Origin of the sequence: Flavobacterium arabinosi, from assembly GCF_048158725.1 — a bacterium.
Taxonomy (GTDB): Bacteria; Bacteroidota; Bacteroidia; order Flavobacteriales; family Flavobacteriaceae; genus Flavobacterium; species Flavobacterium arabinosi.
Map to the genome: position 1 here is coordinate 18,734 of NZ_JBLNKX010000004.1, position 18,898 is coordinate 37,631.

17 protein-coding genes are annotated in these 18,898 nt (G+C 34.9%); 8 read left to right on the forward strand and 9 right to left on the reverse strand.

Going from position 1 to position 18,898, the window contains the following annotated elements; genetic code table 11:
* Position 1 precedes the first annotated feature (1 nt).
* The 5 genes from ACM55K_RS09210 (at position 2) to ACM55K_RS09230 (ending at position 3,699) form a co-directional block, all read left to right on the forward strand.
* Positions 2 to 673 carry a TerD family protein gene (locus tag ACM55K_RS09210; RefSeq protein ID WP_416849951.1) on the forward strand — a complete coding sequence of 224 codons (672 nt, stop codon included), beginning with the start codon at positions 2 to 4 and terminating at the stop codon, positions 671 to 673.
* Between the two features lie 25 nt (positions 674 to 698).
* Positions 699 to 1,487, forward strand: coding sequence for an OmpA family protein (locus tag ACM55K_RS09215; protein WP_416849952.1), 789 nt, complete (start codon positions 699 to 701; stop codon positions 1,485 to 1,487).
* 219 nt (positions 1,488 to 1,706) lie between these two features.
* Positions 1,707 to 2,507 carry a TerC family protein gene (locus ACM55K_RS09220; RefSeq protein WP_416849953.1) on the forward strand — a complete coding sequence of 267 codons (801 nt, stop codon included), beginning with the start codon at positions 1,707 to 1,709 and terminating at the stop codon, positions 2,505 to 2,507.
* Between the two features lie 31 nt (positions 2,508 to 2,538).
* Entirely contained in the window at positions 2,539 to 2,799 is a 261-nt protein-coding gene (locus tag ACM55K_RS09225; RefSeq protein WP_416849954.1) for a DUF6804 family protein, read from the forward strand.
* A 96-nt stretch (positions 2,800 to 2,895) separates the two neighbouring features.
* Positions 2,896 to 3,699 (forward strand): endonuclease/exonuclease/phosphatase family protein, encoded by an 804-nt coding sequence (locus ACM55K_RS09230; protein ID WP_416849955.1) that lies wholly within the window; start codon positions 2,896 to 2,898, stop codon positions 3,697 to 3,699.
* A 2-nt stretch (positions 3,700 to 3,701) separates the two neighbouring features.
* Here ACM55K_RS09230 and ACM55K_RS09235 read toward each other — a convergent pair whose 3' ends face one another.
* Complete coding sequence (locus ACM55K_RS09235) at positions 3,702 to 4,544, reverse strand: isoaspartyl peptidase/L-asparaginase (protein WP_416849956.1); 843 nt, start codon at positions 4,542 to 4,544, stop codon at positions 3,702 to 3,704.
* A 70-nt stretch (positions 4,545 to 4,614) separates the two neighbouring features.
* Positions 4,615 to 5,487, reverse strand: a complete 873-nt coding sequence (locus ACM55K_RS09240; RefSeq protein ID WP_416849957.1) for a cyanophycinase — start codon at positions 5,485 to 5,487, stop codon at positions 4,615 to 4,617.
* A gap of 264 nt (positions 5,488 to 5,751) precedes the next feature.
* Between ACM55K_RS09240 and cphA the strand changes: the two genes are divergently transcribed.
* On the forward strand, positions 5,752 to 8,376 hold the full coding sequence (gene cphA, locus ACM55K_RS09245) for a cyanophycin synthetase (protein WP_416849958.1): 2,625 nt from the start codon (positions 5,752 to 5,754) through the stop codon (positions 8,374 to 8,376).
* Between the two features lie 129 nt (positions 8,377 to 8,505).
* On the opposite strand, the gene ACM55K_RS09250 is transcribed toward cphA, so the two are convergent.
* From ACM55K_RS09250 to tgt, 7 genes are all read right to left on the reverse strand, one after another.
* Entirely contained in the window at positions 8,506 to 9,768 is a 1,263-nt protein-coding gene (locus ACM55K_RS09250; RefSeq protein WP_416849959.1) for an asparagine synthetase B, read from the reverse strand.
* An 82-nt stretch (positions 9,769 to 9,850) separates the two neighbouring features.
* Positions 9,851 to 11,395: a replicative DNA helicase gene (gene dnaB / locus ACM55K_RS09255; RefSeq protein ID WP_416847353.1), complete on the reverse strand. Its 1,545-nt coding sequence runs from the start codon at positions 11,393 to 11,395 to the stop codon at positions 9,851 to 9,853.
* Positions 11,396 to 11,535: 140 nt separating this feature from the next.
* Positions 11,536 to 12,489, reverse strand: coding sequence for an acetyl-CoA carboxylase carboxyltransferase subunit alpha (locus tag ACM55K_RS09260; RefSeq protein WP_035667548.1), 954 nt, complete (start codon positions 12,487 to 12,489; stop codon positions 11,536 to 11,538).
* 254 nt (positions 12,490 to 12,743) lie between these two features.
* On the reverse strand, positions 12,744 to 13,334 hold the full coding sequence (locus ACM55K_RS09265; RefSeq protein ID WP_416849960.1) for a dual specificity protein phosphatase family protein: 591 nt from the start codon (positions 13,332 to 13,334) through the stop codon (positions 12,744 to 12,746).
* A 174-nt stretch (positions 13,335 to 13,508) separates the two neighbouring features.
* Positions 13,509 to 14,396, reverse strand: a complete 888-nt coding sequence (locus tag ACM55K_RS09270) for a DMT family transporter (RefSeq protein ID WP_416849961.1) — start codon at positions 14,394 to 14,396, stop codon at positions 13,509 to 13,511.
* The gene (locus tag ACM55K_RS09275; protein ID WP_416849962.1) at positions 14,383 to 15,471 is read right to left on the reverse strand and encodes an LptF/LptG family permease; all 1,089 of its coding nucleotides are present in this window, start codon (positions 15,469 to 15,471) and stop codon (positions 14,383 to 14,385) included. The genes ACM55K_RS09270 and ACM55K_RS09275 overlap by 14 nt, the downstream gene beginning before the upstream one ends.
* Positions 15,472 to 15,529: 58 nt before the next feature.
* Positions 15,530 to 16,660 (reverse strand): tRNA guanosine(34) transglycosylase Tgt, encoded by a 1,131-nt coding sequence (gene tgt / locus ACM55K_RS09280; protein WP_416849963.1) that lies wholly within the window; start codon positions 16,658 to 16,660, stop codon positions 15,530 to 15,532.
* 652 nt (positions 16,661 to 17,312) lie between these two features.
* On the opposite strand from tgt, the gene ACM55K_RS09285 reads away from it, so the two are divergent.
* Both ACM55K_RS09285 and ACM55K_RS09290 read left to right on the forward strand, forming a co-directional pair.
* Complete coding sequence (locus tag ACM55K_RS09285; RefSeq protein WP_416849964.1) at positions 17,313 to 17,864, forward strand: YciE/YciF ferroxidase family protein; 552 nt, start codon at positions 17,313 to 17,315, stop codon at positions 17,862 to 17,864.
* Between the two features lie 488 nt (positions 17,865 to 18,352).
* The gene (locus tag ACM55K_RS09290; RefSeq protein ID WP_416849965.1) at positions 18,353 to 18,619 is read left to right on the forward strand and encodes a hypothetical protein; all 267 of its coding nucleotides are present in this window, start codon (positions 18,353 to 18,355) and stop codon (positions 18,617 to 18,619) included.
* Positions 18,620 to 18,898: the final 279 nt, after the last annotated feature.

The window sequence follows — 18,898 nt, forward strand, 5'->3', positions numbered from 1 at the left end:
CATGTCAGATACCATAAATAGACCCAGTTTTAATTTAAGTAAGGGAGAACGATTCTCTCTGTCAAAAGCCGCACCTGGCTTAACAATTGTAAAAATAGGTATGGGTTGGGATCCAAACGAACAACCAAATGGACCAGATTTTGACCTTGATGTGTCTGCATTTGCCATCAACAGCAATTTCAAAATACCTTCGGATAGTTATTTTGTTTTTTATGGCCAAGTCAATATGGGGAATAAAATAGCAGATAAAGAGGAAAAACATCTTTACAGACCAATCACGCAGGATTCTTCAATAATAGGGGCAATCGATGATCCTGACGGAACAAGAAGTGATGGAGAAGATGATGAAGATATGTTTATCGACTTAACTAAAGTAGATAGCAAGGTTGAGCAAATTATTCTTTGCGCAACTATTTGCAAATTTCCTCATGATAATAAAAAAGATCGTAGGACATTAGATCAGAACTTTGGTCAGGTAAGCAATTGTTACATTCGAATAGTAAACGAAAGTGACGGAGAAGAAATGTTAAGATATAATATGAATGATAAGTTTAATGACGAAGATGCAGTAGAGTTTGGTCGATTATATCGAGTTGACAATACTTGGGAATTTGAAGCAATGGGAAGAGCTCATACAGGTAGCTTGCAAACATTAGTTGATATGTACACTTAATTTTTAACATAAAAAATAAATAATTATGGCATTTAATTTAAATAAAAGTGATGAATCTATTTCCAAAATAGATTTATTAAAAAAGTCAAATTCAGCATCTAAATTTGATTTATCAAAAAATAATGATCCATTACCTTTAAATGGAAAAGAAAATGGAAAATCAAAAACTTGGGTTTTTGCTTTATTTGGGGTTTTATTACTTGGTGGCGGCGCTTGGTATTTTTTATCAAAATCTAATAATACTATCGTAAATGAGGCATCCTCTAATTCGGTAGTTGAATCAAACGCTATTGTAACACCCTCAAATGGGCATAGCGAGACCTCTAAAGCAGTTGTAGATAGTCCTGCATCAGCAATACAAGAAAACAACACTTCTTCGGATGTTAGTGTAACTCAAAACGAGACTTCCGCTACCAATACATCTGGTCCGTCAAATAATGAATCCGTAGTAAATACAAGTTCCAATGTTTCGAAGGCGACATTGAATAACAAAGTATATGCTTCATTTGATAAGGCATCAGCTTCCTTTAGTAGTATTGATAATTCTTTAGTTAAAGACATTGTTGCATTTTTAGAGAAAAATCCAAATGCTTCAATAACTGTAAATGGTTATGCCAGTAGCGAAGGAATATTAGCAGTTAACCAGAAAATATCTCAATCAAGAGCAAATACTTTCAAAGAATATTTAATATCAAAAGGTATTTCTGAAAATAGAGTTGTTGCTAATGGTAAGGGTATTGATCATCCCATTGCCTCTAATGACGCAGAAGAAGGTCGTCAAAAAAATAGAAGAGTAGAAATATCAATCCAATAACTATTAATCATAATAAAAACTAATTGCGCCCAAAAAGAAAAGTAAAAAACAGATTTTCAAAATAATTACGTCGGAATTTTATTTAGCATTATTATTTTTGTGGTAGGGACTAGTTTGGGAAGTATTGGTTGGCTGAGTGTGTTTGCCCCTGTTTTGATTGCATTCCTAATTATCTTTCTATTATCCGGTTTAAAAAATAAAACAAAAAACTTTAAAAATATGAATGAATTAATACAACATATAAGCATTCTTTGGCAAGACATCTTAAGTCATCCAGGAACTTCTTTAGCTATAATCGGTAATTTGATTATCATCGAGAGTTTGTTGTCTGTAGATAATGCAGCTGTATTGGCTACAATGGTAATGGATTTACCAAAAGATCAGAGAGATAAAGCCTTAAAATACGGTATTTGGGGTGCTTATTTTTTTAGAGGATTAGCTATGATTTTTGCTTCTTTTCTAATAAAAATATGGTGGCTTAAACCATTAGGAGGTTTGTATTTATTATATTTAGTTTACGATTACTGGAAAAGTAAACAAACTGAAAGTACGGATGACGATACAATAGATAAAGAAAGTAATTGGCTATATAAACTAACTGTTGGTTCATTAGGAACTTTTTGGGCTACGGTTTGTTTAGTTGAATTAATGGATATGGCTTTCTCTATTGATAATGTTTTTGCAGCTGTTGCTTTTACACCAAATATCATTTTGGTTTGTATTGGAGTTTTTATTGGAATTCTTGCTATGAGATTTATAGCACAATGGTTTGTTACACTTATGGAAAAATATAATTTTCTAGAAACTGCTGCATTTATTGTAATTGCAATATTGGGAATTAAACTAACACTTTCATTGCTGGAGCATTTTTATCCAGAAGGCTCAATCAGTACCTTTTTAGGAAGCCATACTGCAGATATTGGTATATCTGTTCTGACAGTTGCAATTTTCTTTATTCCTATAATAACATCTTTATTTTTTGATTTTCCAAAGAAAAATATAAATTCTCCAGTTGAATAACATTATAAAAATAGTTTTATCAATTCTATTAATGGCATGTCTTTTCGACATGCCATACGGCTATTATCAATTTGTGCGTTTTGCATCAATGCTTGCATTTGCCTATTTATCCTTTTCAGCAAATGAACAACACAAGAAAAATGAAGCAATCCTTTTTCTTGTATTAGCAATCTTATTTCAACCCTTTATCAAAATAGCATTAGGCAGAACGATTTGGAACATAGTAGATCTCATAGTTGGGACTGGACTTTTGGTTACCGTTTTTAGAGGTAAAATGAAAAGTGATAAATAATTTAAACTATCATTATTTTAAACGAATTCGAAAAGTTAAAAACTAAGCGGCTCTTTAATTTACAATTTTAAGATACGACAAGAAACAAAACAAAACATGAAAAAAATATCCTTTTTACTCTTAATCTTAGCCTGTCAATACACCTTCTCCCAAACCAAACTTCTTTCTTGGAATCTGGAAAACTTTGGTAAATCAAAATCGGAAGAAACCATCAACTATATCGCAAATTCGCTGAAAGATTATGACATTATTGCCATTCAGGAAGTAGTTGCGGGTTATGGCGGTGCTAAGGCAGTGGCTAGATTAGCGGATGAACTCAATCGGAAAGGAGCCAAATGGGATTATGTGATTAGTGAACCAACCAGCAGTAGTGCTTATAAAACCGAACGCTACGCTTTCATCTGGAAAACGAGCAAACTTAAAAAAATAGGAAAAGCCTGGCTTGAAAAAAAATACCATTTAGAAATCGACAGGGAACCGTATTTCTGCACGTTTCAATATGAAAACAAACAGTTTACAGTAGCTAATTTTCATGCCATAACCAAAAATAAGCAACCGGAAACCGAGATTAAATATTTCAAATTTTTACCTGATGAATATCCTACTTTGAATTTGATTTTTGCAGGTGATTTCAATTGTCCGCAATCACATACGGTTTTCAACCCTTTGAAAAAAATGGGATATCAATCTATTTTGGTTGACCAAAAAACGTCACTGAAACAAGAATGCAAAAATGATAAATGCCTCGCATCAGAATTTGACAATATGTATTTCAAAACTTCAAAAATAAATACTATAGATTCGGGAGTTATTGCTTTTTACAAAAATTTCAATTCACTAAAACAAGCCCGAATAATATCCGATCATATTCCAATTTGGTTTGAATTTTCTGTGAATTGATATTAATCGAAAACTTCAAAATTATCTCCGTCAAAACTGGCAAAAACCATACTGGGATGAGAATCCTGATGAAACATATTTCCCAAATTATCGATAGCAATAGCACCTGCAAAACCATCATAAGGTTTCAATTCCTTGAACGTTTTACTAAAGGCTTCTTGTAATGTAAAGCCATCTGTAACGCGAGTGACAATTTTGGCAGCTGTTGCATTACTTACAATATCCTCGCCTACTCCAGTTAAACTCACACCGCAAAATGCATTCGCATAATTTCCTGCTACAGTTGCCGAATCTGAAATGCGTCCCGGAATTTCAAAACCTTTTCCGCCTGTTGAAGTAGCAACGGCAATTTTTCCGTTTCGGTCTAAAGCCACACAACCCACTGTTCCTGTTCCCAGTGCTTTCAGTTTCGCTTCATATTCAGCTCTACGTTGCGGAATCTCGGTTGAAAAAGATTCGAAACCGTGTTCCCGGGCAAAATTGGTTGCTCCATTTCCTCCAAGAACCCTGTCGTCATATTGCATCAATACTTGGGCAACTTGAACCGGATTTTTTACTCCTTCGATATTGATAACGCCACTCATTTTCTGGGTTTCACCATCCATAATCGCAGCGCTCATTCTAATTTTTCCGTCACTTTGTATTTGGGAACCAATTCCTGCATTAAACAATTCGTCATCTTCGAGAAGAGAAACGGCATAAACAACTGTTTCTAATGCTGAATGTGTTTTTAAAAATGTATAGGAATCTTTTACAATTTGCTCCAGCGCATTTTGCTTGGCAACTTTTGTTTCGTAATTAGTAGAAGATTCTGAGAAAAAACCGCCGTGTATGATTAATTTCATGGTATGGATGTTGGGTATTGGGTATTGGGTATTTGGACCAAAGCCTAAGACCAATTACCCAAAACCTGAATTACAAGTAATGTGAAGATTGTATGTGCATTAAATGCGTTTCTAGATTATAGGTGTCAAATTTGCTCATGACATGGGTAACCAAATGTGAAATTGAAATGGGTTGCCCTAATTCTACTTTCGTCAAATTGGTGTCTTTTATTTCACGACCATCAACCAAAATAACCAATCCGGAACCAATAGCTTCCATTTGGCTATTATTAGTAATCAACAATCCCGTATCTTCTCCAAGCCCTATTCCCAATACTCTGGGATTCCCAACAACTGCTTGAAAAAGTCGGCCAATTCGTCCGCGTTGTACAAAATGGGTATCGATTATAACACCATCTATTAAACCCAATCCGCTAGAAATTTTGACTTCCCCTTTTAATAAAGCTTCAGAGCTACTGCCTTGATAAATCATATTATTAGAAGCTGCTGCAGCACCTGCAGAAGTTCCGGCATAAATAAATTCTTCATTATGGTATTTATCCAATAAAATGTCATGAAAAGGTGTTCCACCAAGAATGGAAGTCAATCGCAATTGATCGCCTCCGGTAAACATAACGATATCGGCAGCTTTTAATCGTGCTAAAACGGTTTCATCGGCAGCTTGTTCGCGTCTTTCTATAGTAAGTATATCTACATTTTTGGCATTCAAATACTCAAATGCTTTAACATATTCAGGACCAATTTCTCGTGGAATTACTGAAGCCGTTGTAATAACTTCTATTCGAGAGTTCTCTTTGTGTTTTGATTCGTTTAATATTCTTTTTAAAATCCCAGTTTCAAAAAAATTTAAATTGCTAGTTGCATTTTTATCTATATCGGTTTCAGTAAAGCTTCCTTTATCTACCGCACCGCCTATTATTATTAGTTTTCCTAGTATATTCATTTTGTAAAAATAACCAAAAAGATAAAAAAAGCCATTGAACTATCACTTTTTTTTAAATTATCACAAACAGAACAAGTATTGTTTATTTTTAAAGAAATAAATTTTGATTCCTATTTTAAAAAAGCTAATTTAGTTGCATTCTGTACTTTTTCTAAAAAAAACTATGTAAATACCTGTCTTTTTTTCAAAGTTAGAATCTATTAAATTTAAAATCAATTCATTACCTATCCATTTTTCAGTTCAAAAAATAACATTCCCGTTTTTATGAAAATAATTAAAGTACAAGCCCTTCGTGGACCTAATATTTGGAGCATCCAAAGAAAAAAATTAATCCAAATGCGATTGGATTTGGAGGAAATGGAACAATTTCCAACTAATAAAATTGAAGGATTTAGAGAACGCATTGAAGCCATGTTTCCTACAATGATTGAGCATCGCTGTTCTGAAGGCTGTCGTGGCGGATTTTTTTCCAGAGTGGAACGCGGTACTTGGATGGGACATGTAATTGAACATATTGCACTTGAAATTCAATCTTTGGCAGGAATGGAAACCGGCTTTGGAAGAACAAGAGAAACGAAAACTCCTGGAACCTATAATGTAGTCTTTAGTTATACCGAAGAAAATGTTGGTCTTTTTGCCGCAGAATCTTCTGTTGCAATTGCTGAAGCATTAATAGCCGGAACGGATTACGATTTGAATGCCGATTTACAAAAAATGCGTGAAATACGGGAACGTGTACGACTTGGGCCAAGTACCGGAAGTATTGTAGAAGAAGCCGTTTCCAGAAATATTCCTTGGATAAGACTTGGAACAAATTCCTTAGTTCAACTAGGATATGGCATCAATCAAATGCGTTTTCAAGCAACAATTACTTGTAAAACCAGTAGCATCGCTGTAGATATAGCTTGTAACAAAGAGCTTACAAAAAAAATGTTGGACATGGCTTCGATTCCAGTTGCCAATGGAAGCATTTGTACAGACGAAGAAGGTTTGGCTGAAACTATCAAAAAAATTGGTTATCCTATCGTATTAAAACCTTTGGATGGAAATCATGGAAAAGGCGCTTCTATTAATGTTACTAATTGGGAAGATGCCGTTTCAGGCTTGGCATTCGCACAGCAATATGGCAAACGTGTCATCGTAGAAAAATTCATTACTGGTTTCGACTTTAGAATATTAGTAATTGATAATAAATTAGTAGCTGCCGCAAAACGTGTTCCCGCTCACGTAATAGGAACTGGAAAAGACAACATTCAGCAATTAATTGACACAACCAATCTGGATCCCAGAAGAGGTTATGGCCATGAAAATGTGCTAACTCAAATAGACGTCGATAGAGACACCGAAGATTTATTGGAAAAATTAGGCTATACATTAGAAACCATTCCGAGAATTGGGGAAATAGTATTCCTAAAATCCACAGCAAATTTAAGTACTGGCGGAACTTCTGTAGATGTAACCGATATGATGCACCCCGAAAATATCTTTCTCGCTGAAAGAATTTCAAGAGTAATTGGACTGGACGTTTGTGGTGTTGATATTATGGCCGAGAATTTAACGCAACCGTTAAAAGAAAATGGTGGTGTAATCTTGGAAGTCAATGCGGCTCCGGGTTTTAGAATGCACCTTGCTCCTTCTGAAGGATTACCCAGAAACGTTGCTTCACCTGTTATTGACATGTTATATCCTCCGGGTAAATCCTTTCGCATACCTATAATTGCTGTGACGGGAACCAATGGTAAAACCACTACTACCCGACTTTTGGCACATATTGTGAAAAATAATGGTTTCAAAGTGGGATTCACCACATCTGATGGGATTTATATTCAAAATCACATGATGGAAAAAGGCGATACTACCGGACCTCTAAGTGCCGAATATGTTTTGAGAGATCCAACAGTGGAATTCGCAGTTTTAGAAACCGCTCGAGGTGGAATCCTTCGTTCTGGCTTGGGTTTCAGCCGTTGCGATATTGGAATTATCACCAATATACAGGAAGATCATTTGGGTTTAAGTGACATTCACACCTTAGATGATTTGGCAAGAGTTAAAGCCACAGTTGTAAAAAGCATCAAGAAAGACGGTTGGGCAGTTTTGAATGGAGACGATGAACATTGTGTAAAAATAGGTCAAGATTTAAAATGCAATGTCGCTTATTTTAGTTTGAGTGAAGACGGTGATTTCATTAAAAAACTTTGTGCCGAAGGAAAAACGGTTGCCGTATATGAAAATGGATTTATAACCATCAAAAAAGGGGAATGGAAAATCCGAATCGAACGCGCCACTCACGTTCCTTTAACATTGGGCGGAAAAGCAAAATTCATGATTGCCAATGTGCTTGCGGCAACTTTAGCAAGTTATTTGTGGGGTTTTAAAACCGAAGATATTAGTTTGTCCTTGCAGACTTTTATTCCAAGTGCAGCACAAACTCCCGGTCGTATGAATATTTTTGAGTTTAAAAAATTCAAAGTATTGATTGATTTTGCTCACAATGCATCCGGTTACAAAGGAGTTGAAGAGTATTTACAAAGTGTTGAGGCTACAAAAAAAATAGGAATTATCGCTGGAGTTGGAGATAGACGTGATGAAGACATTAGAGAATGTGCAAATATAGCAGCTCGAATGTTTGACCATATTATCATTCGTCAAGAAAAATACCTGAGAGGAAGAACCGAAGACGAAATTATTAATTTAATCCTCGATGGAATTAAAACTTCAGGCAAAATAGTTACTTATGAAATTATTCCTAAAGAAACTGAAGCCATAAAACACGCTATCAATTGTGCCGAAGAAGGAAGCTTCATTACCGCATTAAGTGATGTGGTTACTAATGCTATCGATATTGTACAAGAATATTTAGATAAAGAAAACGAACACGGAAGCGTTTAATTTTTTTAGGAGCTAATTCCTGCTGTCCGTTATATCTTTCCTTGCCTAAAGAAGGCAAGAAAAGGATGCCACTCACATCAGGGCTAAAAACAGAAAGCCAATCGGTATCGATTGGCTTTCTGTTTTTTATTAGGTTTTCTGTTTTTTCTTCTTGGCTGCAGGAAACAACACATTATTCAAAATCAAGCGATAACCTGGAGAATTCGGATGTAAATCTAGTACTGTGGGCGCATCTCCCACCTGATGCTGAAAATCTTCGGGATCGTGGCCGCCATAAAAAGTGAACATTCCTTTTCCTTTTTCTCCATGAATGTAACGTGCTTCTCCATTTAACTCACAAGTTCCCATCACCAAAATATTCGATTTTATAAGCGCTACATCAAAAGAAGTAGTCTGTCCCATGAATCCTTTGACCAACTGCGTATGATTTTGACACAACATACTCGGTATTGGATCCCATTTTGCCGAAAATTCCATTAAGGTAAAATAATCTTTATCCATTAAAATTCTTCTTTTTGAAGTCATATCAATATCCGAAAATTCATATTGCTCCGGTCTTCTTTCTAAAATAAAATCTTTGAAAGCAAACGAATTATTATAATTCATCTTCGATTGATAATTAGCATCACTTGCATCACCGTCAAACATAGCTTCGCAAATATCCACACCATCAGCTGCCAAAGCAATATCAAAACTATCCGTTGCTGAACACATCGCAAACATAAATCCACCGCCGATAACGAAGTCCCTGATTTTTTTGGCTACAGCTCCTTTTTCTTGTGAGACTTTCGGATAGCCTAATTTAGTTGCCAATGCTTCGGCATCTTTTTTTTGTTCAATGTACCAAGGCGCATTTTTGTAAGCTCCATAGAACTTACCGTATTGCCCCGTAAAATCTTCATGATGCAAGTGCAGCCAATCGTAAAGTAGTAATTGATCACTTAAAACTTCTTCATCATAAATGGGTGTAAAAGGAATTTCGGCAAAAGTCAAAACGAGTGTTACCGCATCATCCCAAGGCTGTTTTCCTTTGGGTGTATAAACTGCAATTTTGGGAGCTTTTTCTAGCACTACCGTTTCCATATTTTGCGAAGGACTCGAAATCTCCTCTAAAATTCTGGCTTCCTCACCATCTGAAAGGATTTCAAAACTCACCCCCCGAATCTTACATTCTTTACGTATTTCTTCCGCATCTGGTAGTAAAAAAGAACCTCCCCGATAATTAAGCAACCAACTTGCTTTGTAATTTCTATCCAAACACCAATAGGTAATTCCATAAGCCTTCAGATGATTTTGCTGCGTGGTTTCATCCATTGGCAACAAAATAAAAGAAGCTTTTGCCGAAAAGGAAATAAAAATTAGTAGAATATAGATTGACTTCTTGAAAGACATTACCGTTTTTATTTCAAAGATAACAGTTTTTAGGCGATGAAAATCATAAAAAAATCCGCTGTAGCGGATTTAAATTTATATGTTAGAACGGTACATCACTGTCATCGTCCGGGTCATTCAAGTTACTTCCAAAAGCTTCATTTGCTGATGGCAAGTTTTTAGTAATAAAAGGATTGTCATCTTGATTCATACTCGACGGTAAGTCATCATAACCTCCACTATAATCTTCCAGATTATCAAATTTACCCAAATGTCCAATAAACTTCAAACGAACATTTTCTATACTACCATTACGGTGTTTTGCGATCATTATTTCTGCCTGACCTGCAGTTGGAGAGGCTTCATCATCATCCCATTCGTCAATTTTGTAATATTCAGGACGGTATAGAAACGATACAATATCGGCATCTTGCTCAATCGCACCTGATTCACGAAGGTCAGAAAGTAAAGGTCTTTTACTGGAACCACGTGTTTCCACCGCACGCGATAGTTGAGAAAGTGCAATTACAGGAACATTCAATTCCTTCGCCAATGCTTTTAAGTTACGGGAAATCGTAGAAATCTCCTGCTCTCTGTTTCCTCCTCCTTTTCCGTTTCCACCAGCAGTCATCAATTGCAAATAATCAACAATAATAATTCGGATACCATGTTGCGAAACCAAACGTCTCGCTTTTGCTCTTAAGTCAAAAATAGATAGTGACGGGGTGTCATCAATATACAATGGGGCTTTTTCTAAATTTTTAACTTTGGTACTTAATTGTTCCCATTCGTGTTTTTCCAGTTTTCCGGTACGCAATTTCTCTGATGACAAACCTGTTTCAGAAGAAATCAAACGGGTGATTAGCTGAACCGATGCCATCTCCAGGGAAAATAAGGCAACAGGCATTCCAAAATCAATTGCCATATTTCGTGCCATCGATAATACAAATGCGGTCTTACCCATTGCCGGTCTTGCCGCTATAATAATTAAATCACTTGGTTGCCAACCTGAAGTAATCTTATCTAATTTATCAAAACCAGTCGCTACACCACTCAGCCCTTCTTGACCTGCTATTTCTTCGATTCTTTTTTTGGCTTGCAACACTAAACTCTGAGCTGTTTCAGAACTTCGTTTTATATTTCCTTGTGTTATTTCGTATAATTTGGATTCGGCTCTATCTAATAAATCAAAAACATCCGTTGTTTCATCGTAAGAATCTTCAATAATTTCAGTAGATATGCGAATCAAACTGCGTTGAATAAATTTTTGAAGAATAATTCTGGAATGAAATTCAATATGTGCAGAAGACGATATCTTTTGCGTAAGCTGAATTAAGTAAAAATCCCCCCCTGCCAATTCTAATTTTGCATTTTTCTTAAGTTGGGCAGAAACGGTTAATAAGTCAATAGGCTGCGTTTCTGTAAACAGCTGAACGATAGCCTCAAAAATATGTTTGTGTGCATCTTTATAAAAAGCATCAGGCTGTAAAATGTCAATTACATCATCCACCCCTTTTTTATCAATCATCATGGCGCCAAGCACAGCCTCTTCTAAATCGAGAACCTGCGGTTGTAATTTTCCTTTTTCAAGGCTTATTATAGTAGTTTTATCAACCTTCACAGGATTAATATTTCTGAAGTTTTCCATAGTGCGAAAGTAGCAAAAATTAAAAAAAAATTGTCATTGAGTTGTTACAAATAATTGTTCATAAGTAACTATTTTTTGTTTATAACCACAAAAAAATCCGAAACTGTAAGGCTTCGGATTAAATATCAATTTGTAAGATTTTACTCTTTATATTCACCCATTTTACTGTATTTGTCCATTCTTCTAGCAACTAATTCTTCTGTTGATAAGTCTTTCAATTCATTGAATCCTTTCATGATATATTGCTCAACCGTTTTGAAAGCAGTCTCTCTATCGTAATGTGCTCCACCTAATGGTTCAGGTATAATATCATCAACTAATTTTTGTTTTTTCATATCGGCAGAAGTCAACTTCAATGCTTCGGCTGCTTGTTCTTTATATTCCCAGCTTTTCCATAGAATAGAAGAACATGATTCAGGAGATATAACAGAATACCAAGTGTTTTCCATCATATATACTTTATCACCCACACCTATTCCTAATGCTCCACCAGAAGCGCCTTCACCTACAATAACAGTAATAATTGGCACTTTTAGACAAATCATTTCGAAGATATTTCTGGCAATTGCCTCACCTTGACCGCGTTCTTCGGCCTCTAATCCTGGATAAGCTCCCGGAGTGTCAATCAAAGTCAAAACAGGAATACCAAATTTCTCTGCCATTTTCATCAATCGCAACGCTTTTCTATATCCCTCAGGATTTGGCATCCCAAAATTACGAAACTGACGTGTCTTCGTATTGAATCCTTTTTGTTGACCTACAATCATAAAAGATTGTCCATCAATTTTTCCTAAACCGCCAATCATGGCTTTATCATCTTTGAAACCTCTGTCACCAAAAAGTTCCAGAAAAGTTTCGCCACATAAAGCACGTACGTGATCCATTGTATAAGGACGGCTTGGATGTCTTGACAATTGTACCCGTTGCCAAGCAGTCAAGTTTTTATAAATATGCCTTTTAGTTTCTTCTAGCTTTTTGTTGATTTGTTTGCAAGTATTCGTTACATCAACATCTGATTCCTGACCAATAACAACACATTTATCTAACTGTTCTTCTAGTTCTTTTATAGGAAGCTCAAAATCTAAATATTCCATAGGATTTCTGCGTTTTTGTTTTTAATTCGAACCGCAAATATAAAATTTTAAATCGTTCAAAAAGGTAAATTTTATATTTATGTCTTAAACTGTATATTCTAAATTACGAAAATCATTCTTTAAACGAAGACAAATCTACATTTAATTTTTATTTAAATAATGACAATCAAACACTTACAAAGTAATTATAATTTACTTTTGAAATAAAAATCGGATAAAATCAAATCTGACAATTTGAGTTTTAAACTCTTTCGTTACTTCTTTTCTGTTGCTAATTCTTTTCTCGATTTGTAGGCTTTCAAATATTCTCCTTTTGGAGTTCCATCATCAAAAGAGCTATATTTTATTAATGCTCTTACACCTTGACGTGCTTCTTCATTGGTGAAATTTTCATATTCAATTCTATATAATGCGGAATACATTTCGGCACGACCAATTCCGTGATAGCAATGGATCAACACCGGATAATTGTCTTTGTTATCCATTATTTTGAAAAATCGGTTTAAATTTTCTTGTTTTGGAACCTGATCTGAACCATTATTAAAATAATTTACTCCGTTTATTTTTGCCACGGCTTCTTGCTCAGCAGTCAGTTCAGCAGGGATTTCTGGATTATTCTTCAAATCCGTAGTGCCCGGAAAACGCAAATCAACAATCGATTTTATATGGTATTTGGTAACGTAACTTTCTATTTCATCTGGTGGAATCACCCCTGACTTGTATACTTTACCTTCCGTTATGGTTTCAAAATTATGATTGATGTTCATATCGTAGACATATTTCCCAACAAAGATTAAAACGATTCCAAGTAAAGTAAAACTTATTAATTTTCTATTTCTTTTCATATTGTAAAGATCAATAGTATTTTGAGGACAATATACGATTGAACACTATTTTTCAAATGCCTATGGATGTCTAAAACATTGATAAGCTGATTCGTTTTATTGCAATCACCTTCACGAATTCCTGCGATTAAAAGTAAAAAAACGACAGCACTAAACAAACATCTTGAAAACCGCTTAAACTTCAACTTCCTTTTGATAATGTTTAATTACACCATTTAGGATTACTGTCATTACAATTATTATGGCTCCAATATAAAACTCAAAGCTCATTTTTTCTTTTCCTCCAAGGATGAAATAGGCTAATACGATTCCATAAACCGGCTCTAAATTAGTAGTCAGCATTACCGTATAAGGAGTGAGTTTTTGCATGACTTTTACCGAAGCAGTAAACGCATAAGCGGTACAAATAGATGCTAAAATCAAAATTAAAACCCAATTATTGAATGTCAAAATAAAGAAATCCAACGTAAATTTTTGTTGAAATATAAAGTAAACCGAAATAAAAAATACACCCGCCAGAAACTCATAAAAGGATATTACGGAAGGGTCGTGATTTTCTATTAGTTTTCCGTTCATCAGTGTAAACAAAACCCCTAATAGTATCGAAGCCAAAGCATACAGCATACCGTCTAAATAATTAACTTCGACTTTCATGATTAATGCCAGTCCGGCGATTATAATAAATCCAAAAAAGACTTCATACCAAAGCACTTTTCGACCATAAAAAAGAGGCTCTAATAGTGACGCAAAAAAAGCGCCCAATGAAAAAACGGAAAGCGTAATGGACACATTGGAAACATGAATCGCTTTGAAAAAGAATATCCAATGCAACGCAATTAACAGCCCCACAAAAATCAATTTCACGAAGGATTTAAAGGGAATTCTAAATGATTTCTTTTTGAATAAAATAAACAGTGATAAAAACATACTGGCAAAAACCATTCGATACCAAACTAAAGCATCAGCTGTTATGGTGATTAAAGCGCCTAAAATAGCGGTAAAACCCCAGATAAAAACAATAAGATGCAGGTTTAAGTAAGACTTTAATTTATCGTTTTGCATTTCGTAATAAATAAATGGCTAAAATCCCAAAAGCAAAATTGGGTAACCAAACTGCCAACATAGGGGGAATACTTGATTTTTCGGCCAATACACCAAAGATTTTATCAAAGAATACAAAAGCAAACGCTAAGGCAATTCCTATCGCTAAATTAATCCCCATTCCGCCTCTGCGTTTCATAGACGAAACCGAAACCGCAATAATGGTAAGAATAAATGCCGAAACCGGAATACTGAATTTTTTATATAGTACGACTAAATAGACATTGATATTAGACGACCCACGTTTTTTTTCTTTGTCGATGAAGTTAATCAGTTTATTCAAACTCAGTGTTTCAGCGATATAAACTACTGGGGCTAAATCCTCTAAATCAAAACTAAAACGGGCATCCTTTTGAGGTGCTTTTTCAATTTTATCTCCATTTTCCCCTACCGTCCTTTTTGTATAATCAAACATGGTGTAGGTTTTAGCCTTTGGATTCCATTTTATTCTGCTTGCCGAAATTTTATAGACCATTTTCTCTTTATTGAATTTTTCCAATGAAAAATTAAAAGCAGTCTTTGACAACGTATTAAAGCTGTTCACATAGATGAATTCAGTATCACTAATTTGTCGGTACACATCCGTGTCATCTCCCCGCATCGCTTCTTTTCCTCCCGTTTTTAAATACGTATATCTAAAATTATTAAACCCTTCACTGGCCGCAGGAACAACAAAAAACCCCATCAATAAAACAAAAACCGAAACGATGGAAGCCCCAATAATGTAAGGTCTTAAAAAACGGGTAAAAGAAATCCCCGAACTCAAAATAGCTATAATCTCTGTGTTATTGGCTAGTTTTGAAGTAAACCAGATAATTGATAAAAACAAAAAGATTGGGAATAACGAATTGGCAAAATAAACCGTGAAATTATAATAGTAAACCGCAATTTCAATAAACGGAATTTTATTCTCGATCATGAAATTAATCTTCTCCGAAACATCAATAATAATTCCAATAGGTATGAACATCAACAACATAACCGCAAAAGTGGCTAAATATCTTTTTAGGATGTACTTGTCAATTATTGTTAACATAGTAAAGTTTAATCGGTTATTTGTTTAATCGTTTAACCGAATTAACGATTAAACTTTTTTAAAGTCTTTGATTCATATTCTTCACCATCATTTCTTTCCAAGGTCTGAAATCGCCCGCTAAGATATGTTTTCTAGCCTCACGAACCAACCACATGTAAAATCCAAGATTATGGATTGTGGCAATTTGTTTTCCCAGGTATTCATTGGCAGCAAAAAGGTGACGCAAATATGCTTTCGTATATTCAGTATCCACGTACGTAATTCCCATTTCGTCAATAGGCGAAAAGTCGTCTTCCCACTTTTTATTTTTGATATTTATCGAACCGTTAGCCGTAAACAACATTCCATTTCTGGCGTTACGCGTAGGCATCACGCAGTCGAACATGTCAATTCCAAGGGCAATATTTTCCAGAATATTTATCGGAGTTCCCACGCCCATCAGGTAACGAGGTTTATCTTCGGGCAGGATTTCACAAACTATTTCGGTCATCGCATACATTTCCTCTGCAGGTTCCCCTACTGAAAGTCCACCAATCGCATTTCCTTGTTGATTCGAATTCGCAATATATTCTGCCGATTGTTGGCGTAAATCTTTATAACAACTTCCTTGAACAATTGGAAAAAACGTTTGTTCATAACCATATTTAAAAGGCTGTGTGTCTAAATGATTGATGCAACGGTCTAACCAGCGGTGCGTCATTTTCATCGAACGTTTTGCGTAATTATAATCACATGGATACGGCGTACACTCATCAAAAGCCATGATAATATCGGCTCCTATGGTACGCTGAATTTCCATCACATTCTCCGGAGTAAAAAAGTGGTACGAACCGTCAATATGCGATTTGAACTTCACCCCTTCTTCCTTAATTTTTCTATTGGCCGAAAGCGAATACACTTGGTAGCCCCCGGAATCCGTCAAAATATTGCGGTCCCAGTTCATGAATTTATGCAAACCACCCGCTTTCTCGAGGATTTCGGTTTGTGGTCGCAGGTATAAATGGTAAGTATTCCCCAAGATAATATCCGGGTTTATATCGTCTTTCAATTCGCGTTGATGCACGCCTTTTACAGAACCAACGGTTCCTACAGGCATAAAAATTGGGGTTTCAATCACACCGTGATCAGTGGTAATACTTCCCGCTCTGGCTTTGGACTGCGGATCTTTTTTTAATAAATCAAACTTCATAAACACGTTTTTCTCCCGACCGTTCGGGACGGCAAAGATAGGTTAATTTGAAACCCCCATCAAAAAAATATTTTTCTTCTAATGAAATGAAAAAGGGGGTTCCTGACAACCAAAATTTAAATACTTTTTCGGAAGAAAATTAGATAATTACATAATTTAAAAATTTAATTAAGATTTGGGAATTCCCATTTAGCAAGGTTTTACAAAGCACTTTTTGAAGCAAATCAGCCTTAGAAAATTAAGAATTAGGGCGTGATCTTGTTGCAGAACTAAATCCTATTTTTTACAGCAACAAGATCGGGCAAACGAAGTTCACTGAACTCCAATGAAAAACATCGAAAAAGTGAAGTAATCCCTCACGCAGATAAAATATCTGGCATCCATTGGCAGTTACCTGTTAATCTTACTCGATTCCCGGTAGCGTAAATTGCACTAAAAACCTCAAAATAGTTACGCAATCGCAATCTAAATTTTTAGAAAAAATCATACTATTCGTATTTATGATTAGTTAATTAACATCCGCTTAATCAACAATTTAACTAACTTTACACTATATAAACCGGAGTGTATGAATTTTGAAATACAACAAAAATAAAAGTATTATTTATAGGATATTAAGCACGATTTTATACCACTCAAAAAAACAACCGTCATGGGAACTACATATAAAAATCCGCAAGCTGAAGGAGCTGCGGCAGCAAAATCAGAAGCAGCATATGATTTAAAAGACTTATTTGAAGTTGGGTTGAACGACATTTACTCAGCAGAAAAAGCATTAATTGAAACTTTACCGCATATGGTTGAAAATGCTTCATCACCACAATTAGCCAACACCCTGCAAAATCATTTAAATGAAACGAAACAACATGTTTCCCGTTTGGAGGAAATATTTGAATCAAAGGGCATTAAAGCAGTTGCAAAAAAAAGTGAAGCTATAGAAGGATTGATAGAAGAGAGCAAAGGCATAATAGCACAAGCCGAAACGGGTGCCATGCGTGATGCCGGAATTATTGCCGCTGGACAAAAGTTGAAAAAATATGAAATTGCGACCTATGATGCGCTGCATTCATTTGCAGAAAATCTTGGTGAAAACAAAGCCGCAAATTTGCTCGCTATGACACTGAACGAACAGAAAAAAGCGGATGCCGCTTTGAACGAAATTGCTCAATCCAACATCAATTTTAATGCTTCAGAGCAGATTTAAATATAAAATATTAAAAGTAATTTTGATTAGGAACCTGTAATCATTTACTGTTTTCAGTTTAACCTAAATGCCTGCCTCGTGCAGGCTTTTTTTGTGGCTTAGTTTCAAATTTTAAATCATGTGTTTTCCAGCAAAACCACTGAGATATATGCCCACGTAAGTACATAAAGCATTCAACTAATTAAGAGCCATTTTGATGATTTATAAGATAATTATTATATATTTGATTTTAAATAAACACTGACGTTTGTCATACATATCTACCCAAAATTGGGTGTATTATGATGACTCAGTCATCACTATATACAAGTTGTACACAATTTATGGAATAACTGATGAACAAAACTATTTCAAACATAATTGCTTTTATAACCATTTTGGTTTCAACATTAAGTTATCTACAGATTTATAACGTAATGATTGATTCTCATCCAAGTTCAAAAGGTTTGTCTGAATTTTTTACTTTGGTCAGTTCAATCTTATTTATTATGAGCGGACTTAGTTTGGCTTCGATTATTAACAAAATTACAGAATTTAAAAAGTATATAATCGTGTCACTATATTTACTTATTGGAATTATTCCTATGGCAATTCAAAATCAATTCATGATCATACCAACTGGCGTATTTTCAATTATTGTAATGACAATTTCTATTTCATTAATAACTAAAGCTAAGATTAAACATCTAATTACCTTAAATGGATTATTACTTGTATTTAATGCTATTTGGGGAATATTGATAATTAAAATGTAAACTGTGTACAACAGCTACTCCTATGTAAAGCATCGTAAAGTTATTCACAACTTTTGAGAGGGTTATATGTTGGTTATTTTTCGAGTATAAAAATTCCGTTCCAACGGCTTGTTAAAAAAGTTGGAAACAACTTTTTGTCCGCCGAAGGCTTGGATTGAAAAAGTTATTCTAACTTTTTCAATAATGCCAGGAATTTTGATCTCTTTTAGTTCATAGTCATTCTTTTTAAATTCTTAAAACTCATACTCCTATATGTGGTCTGTTTTGTGCAGCCACCAG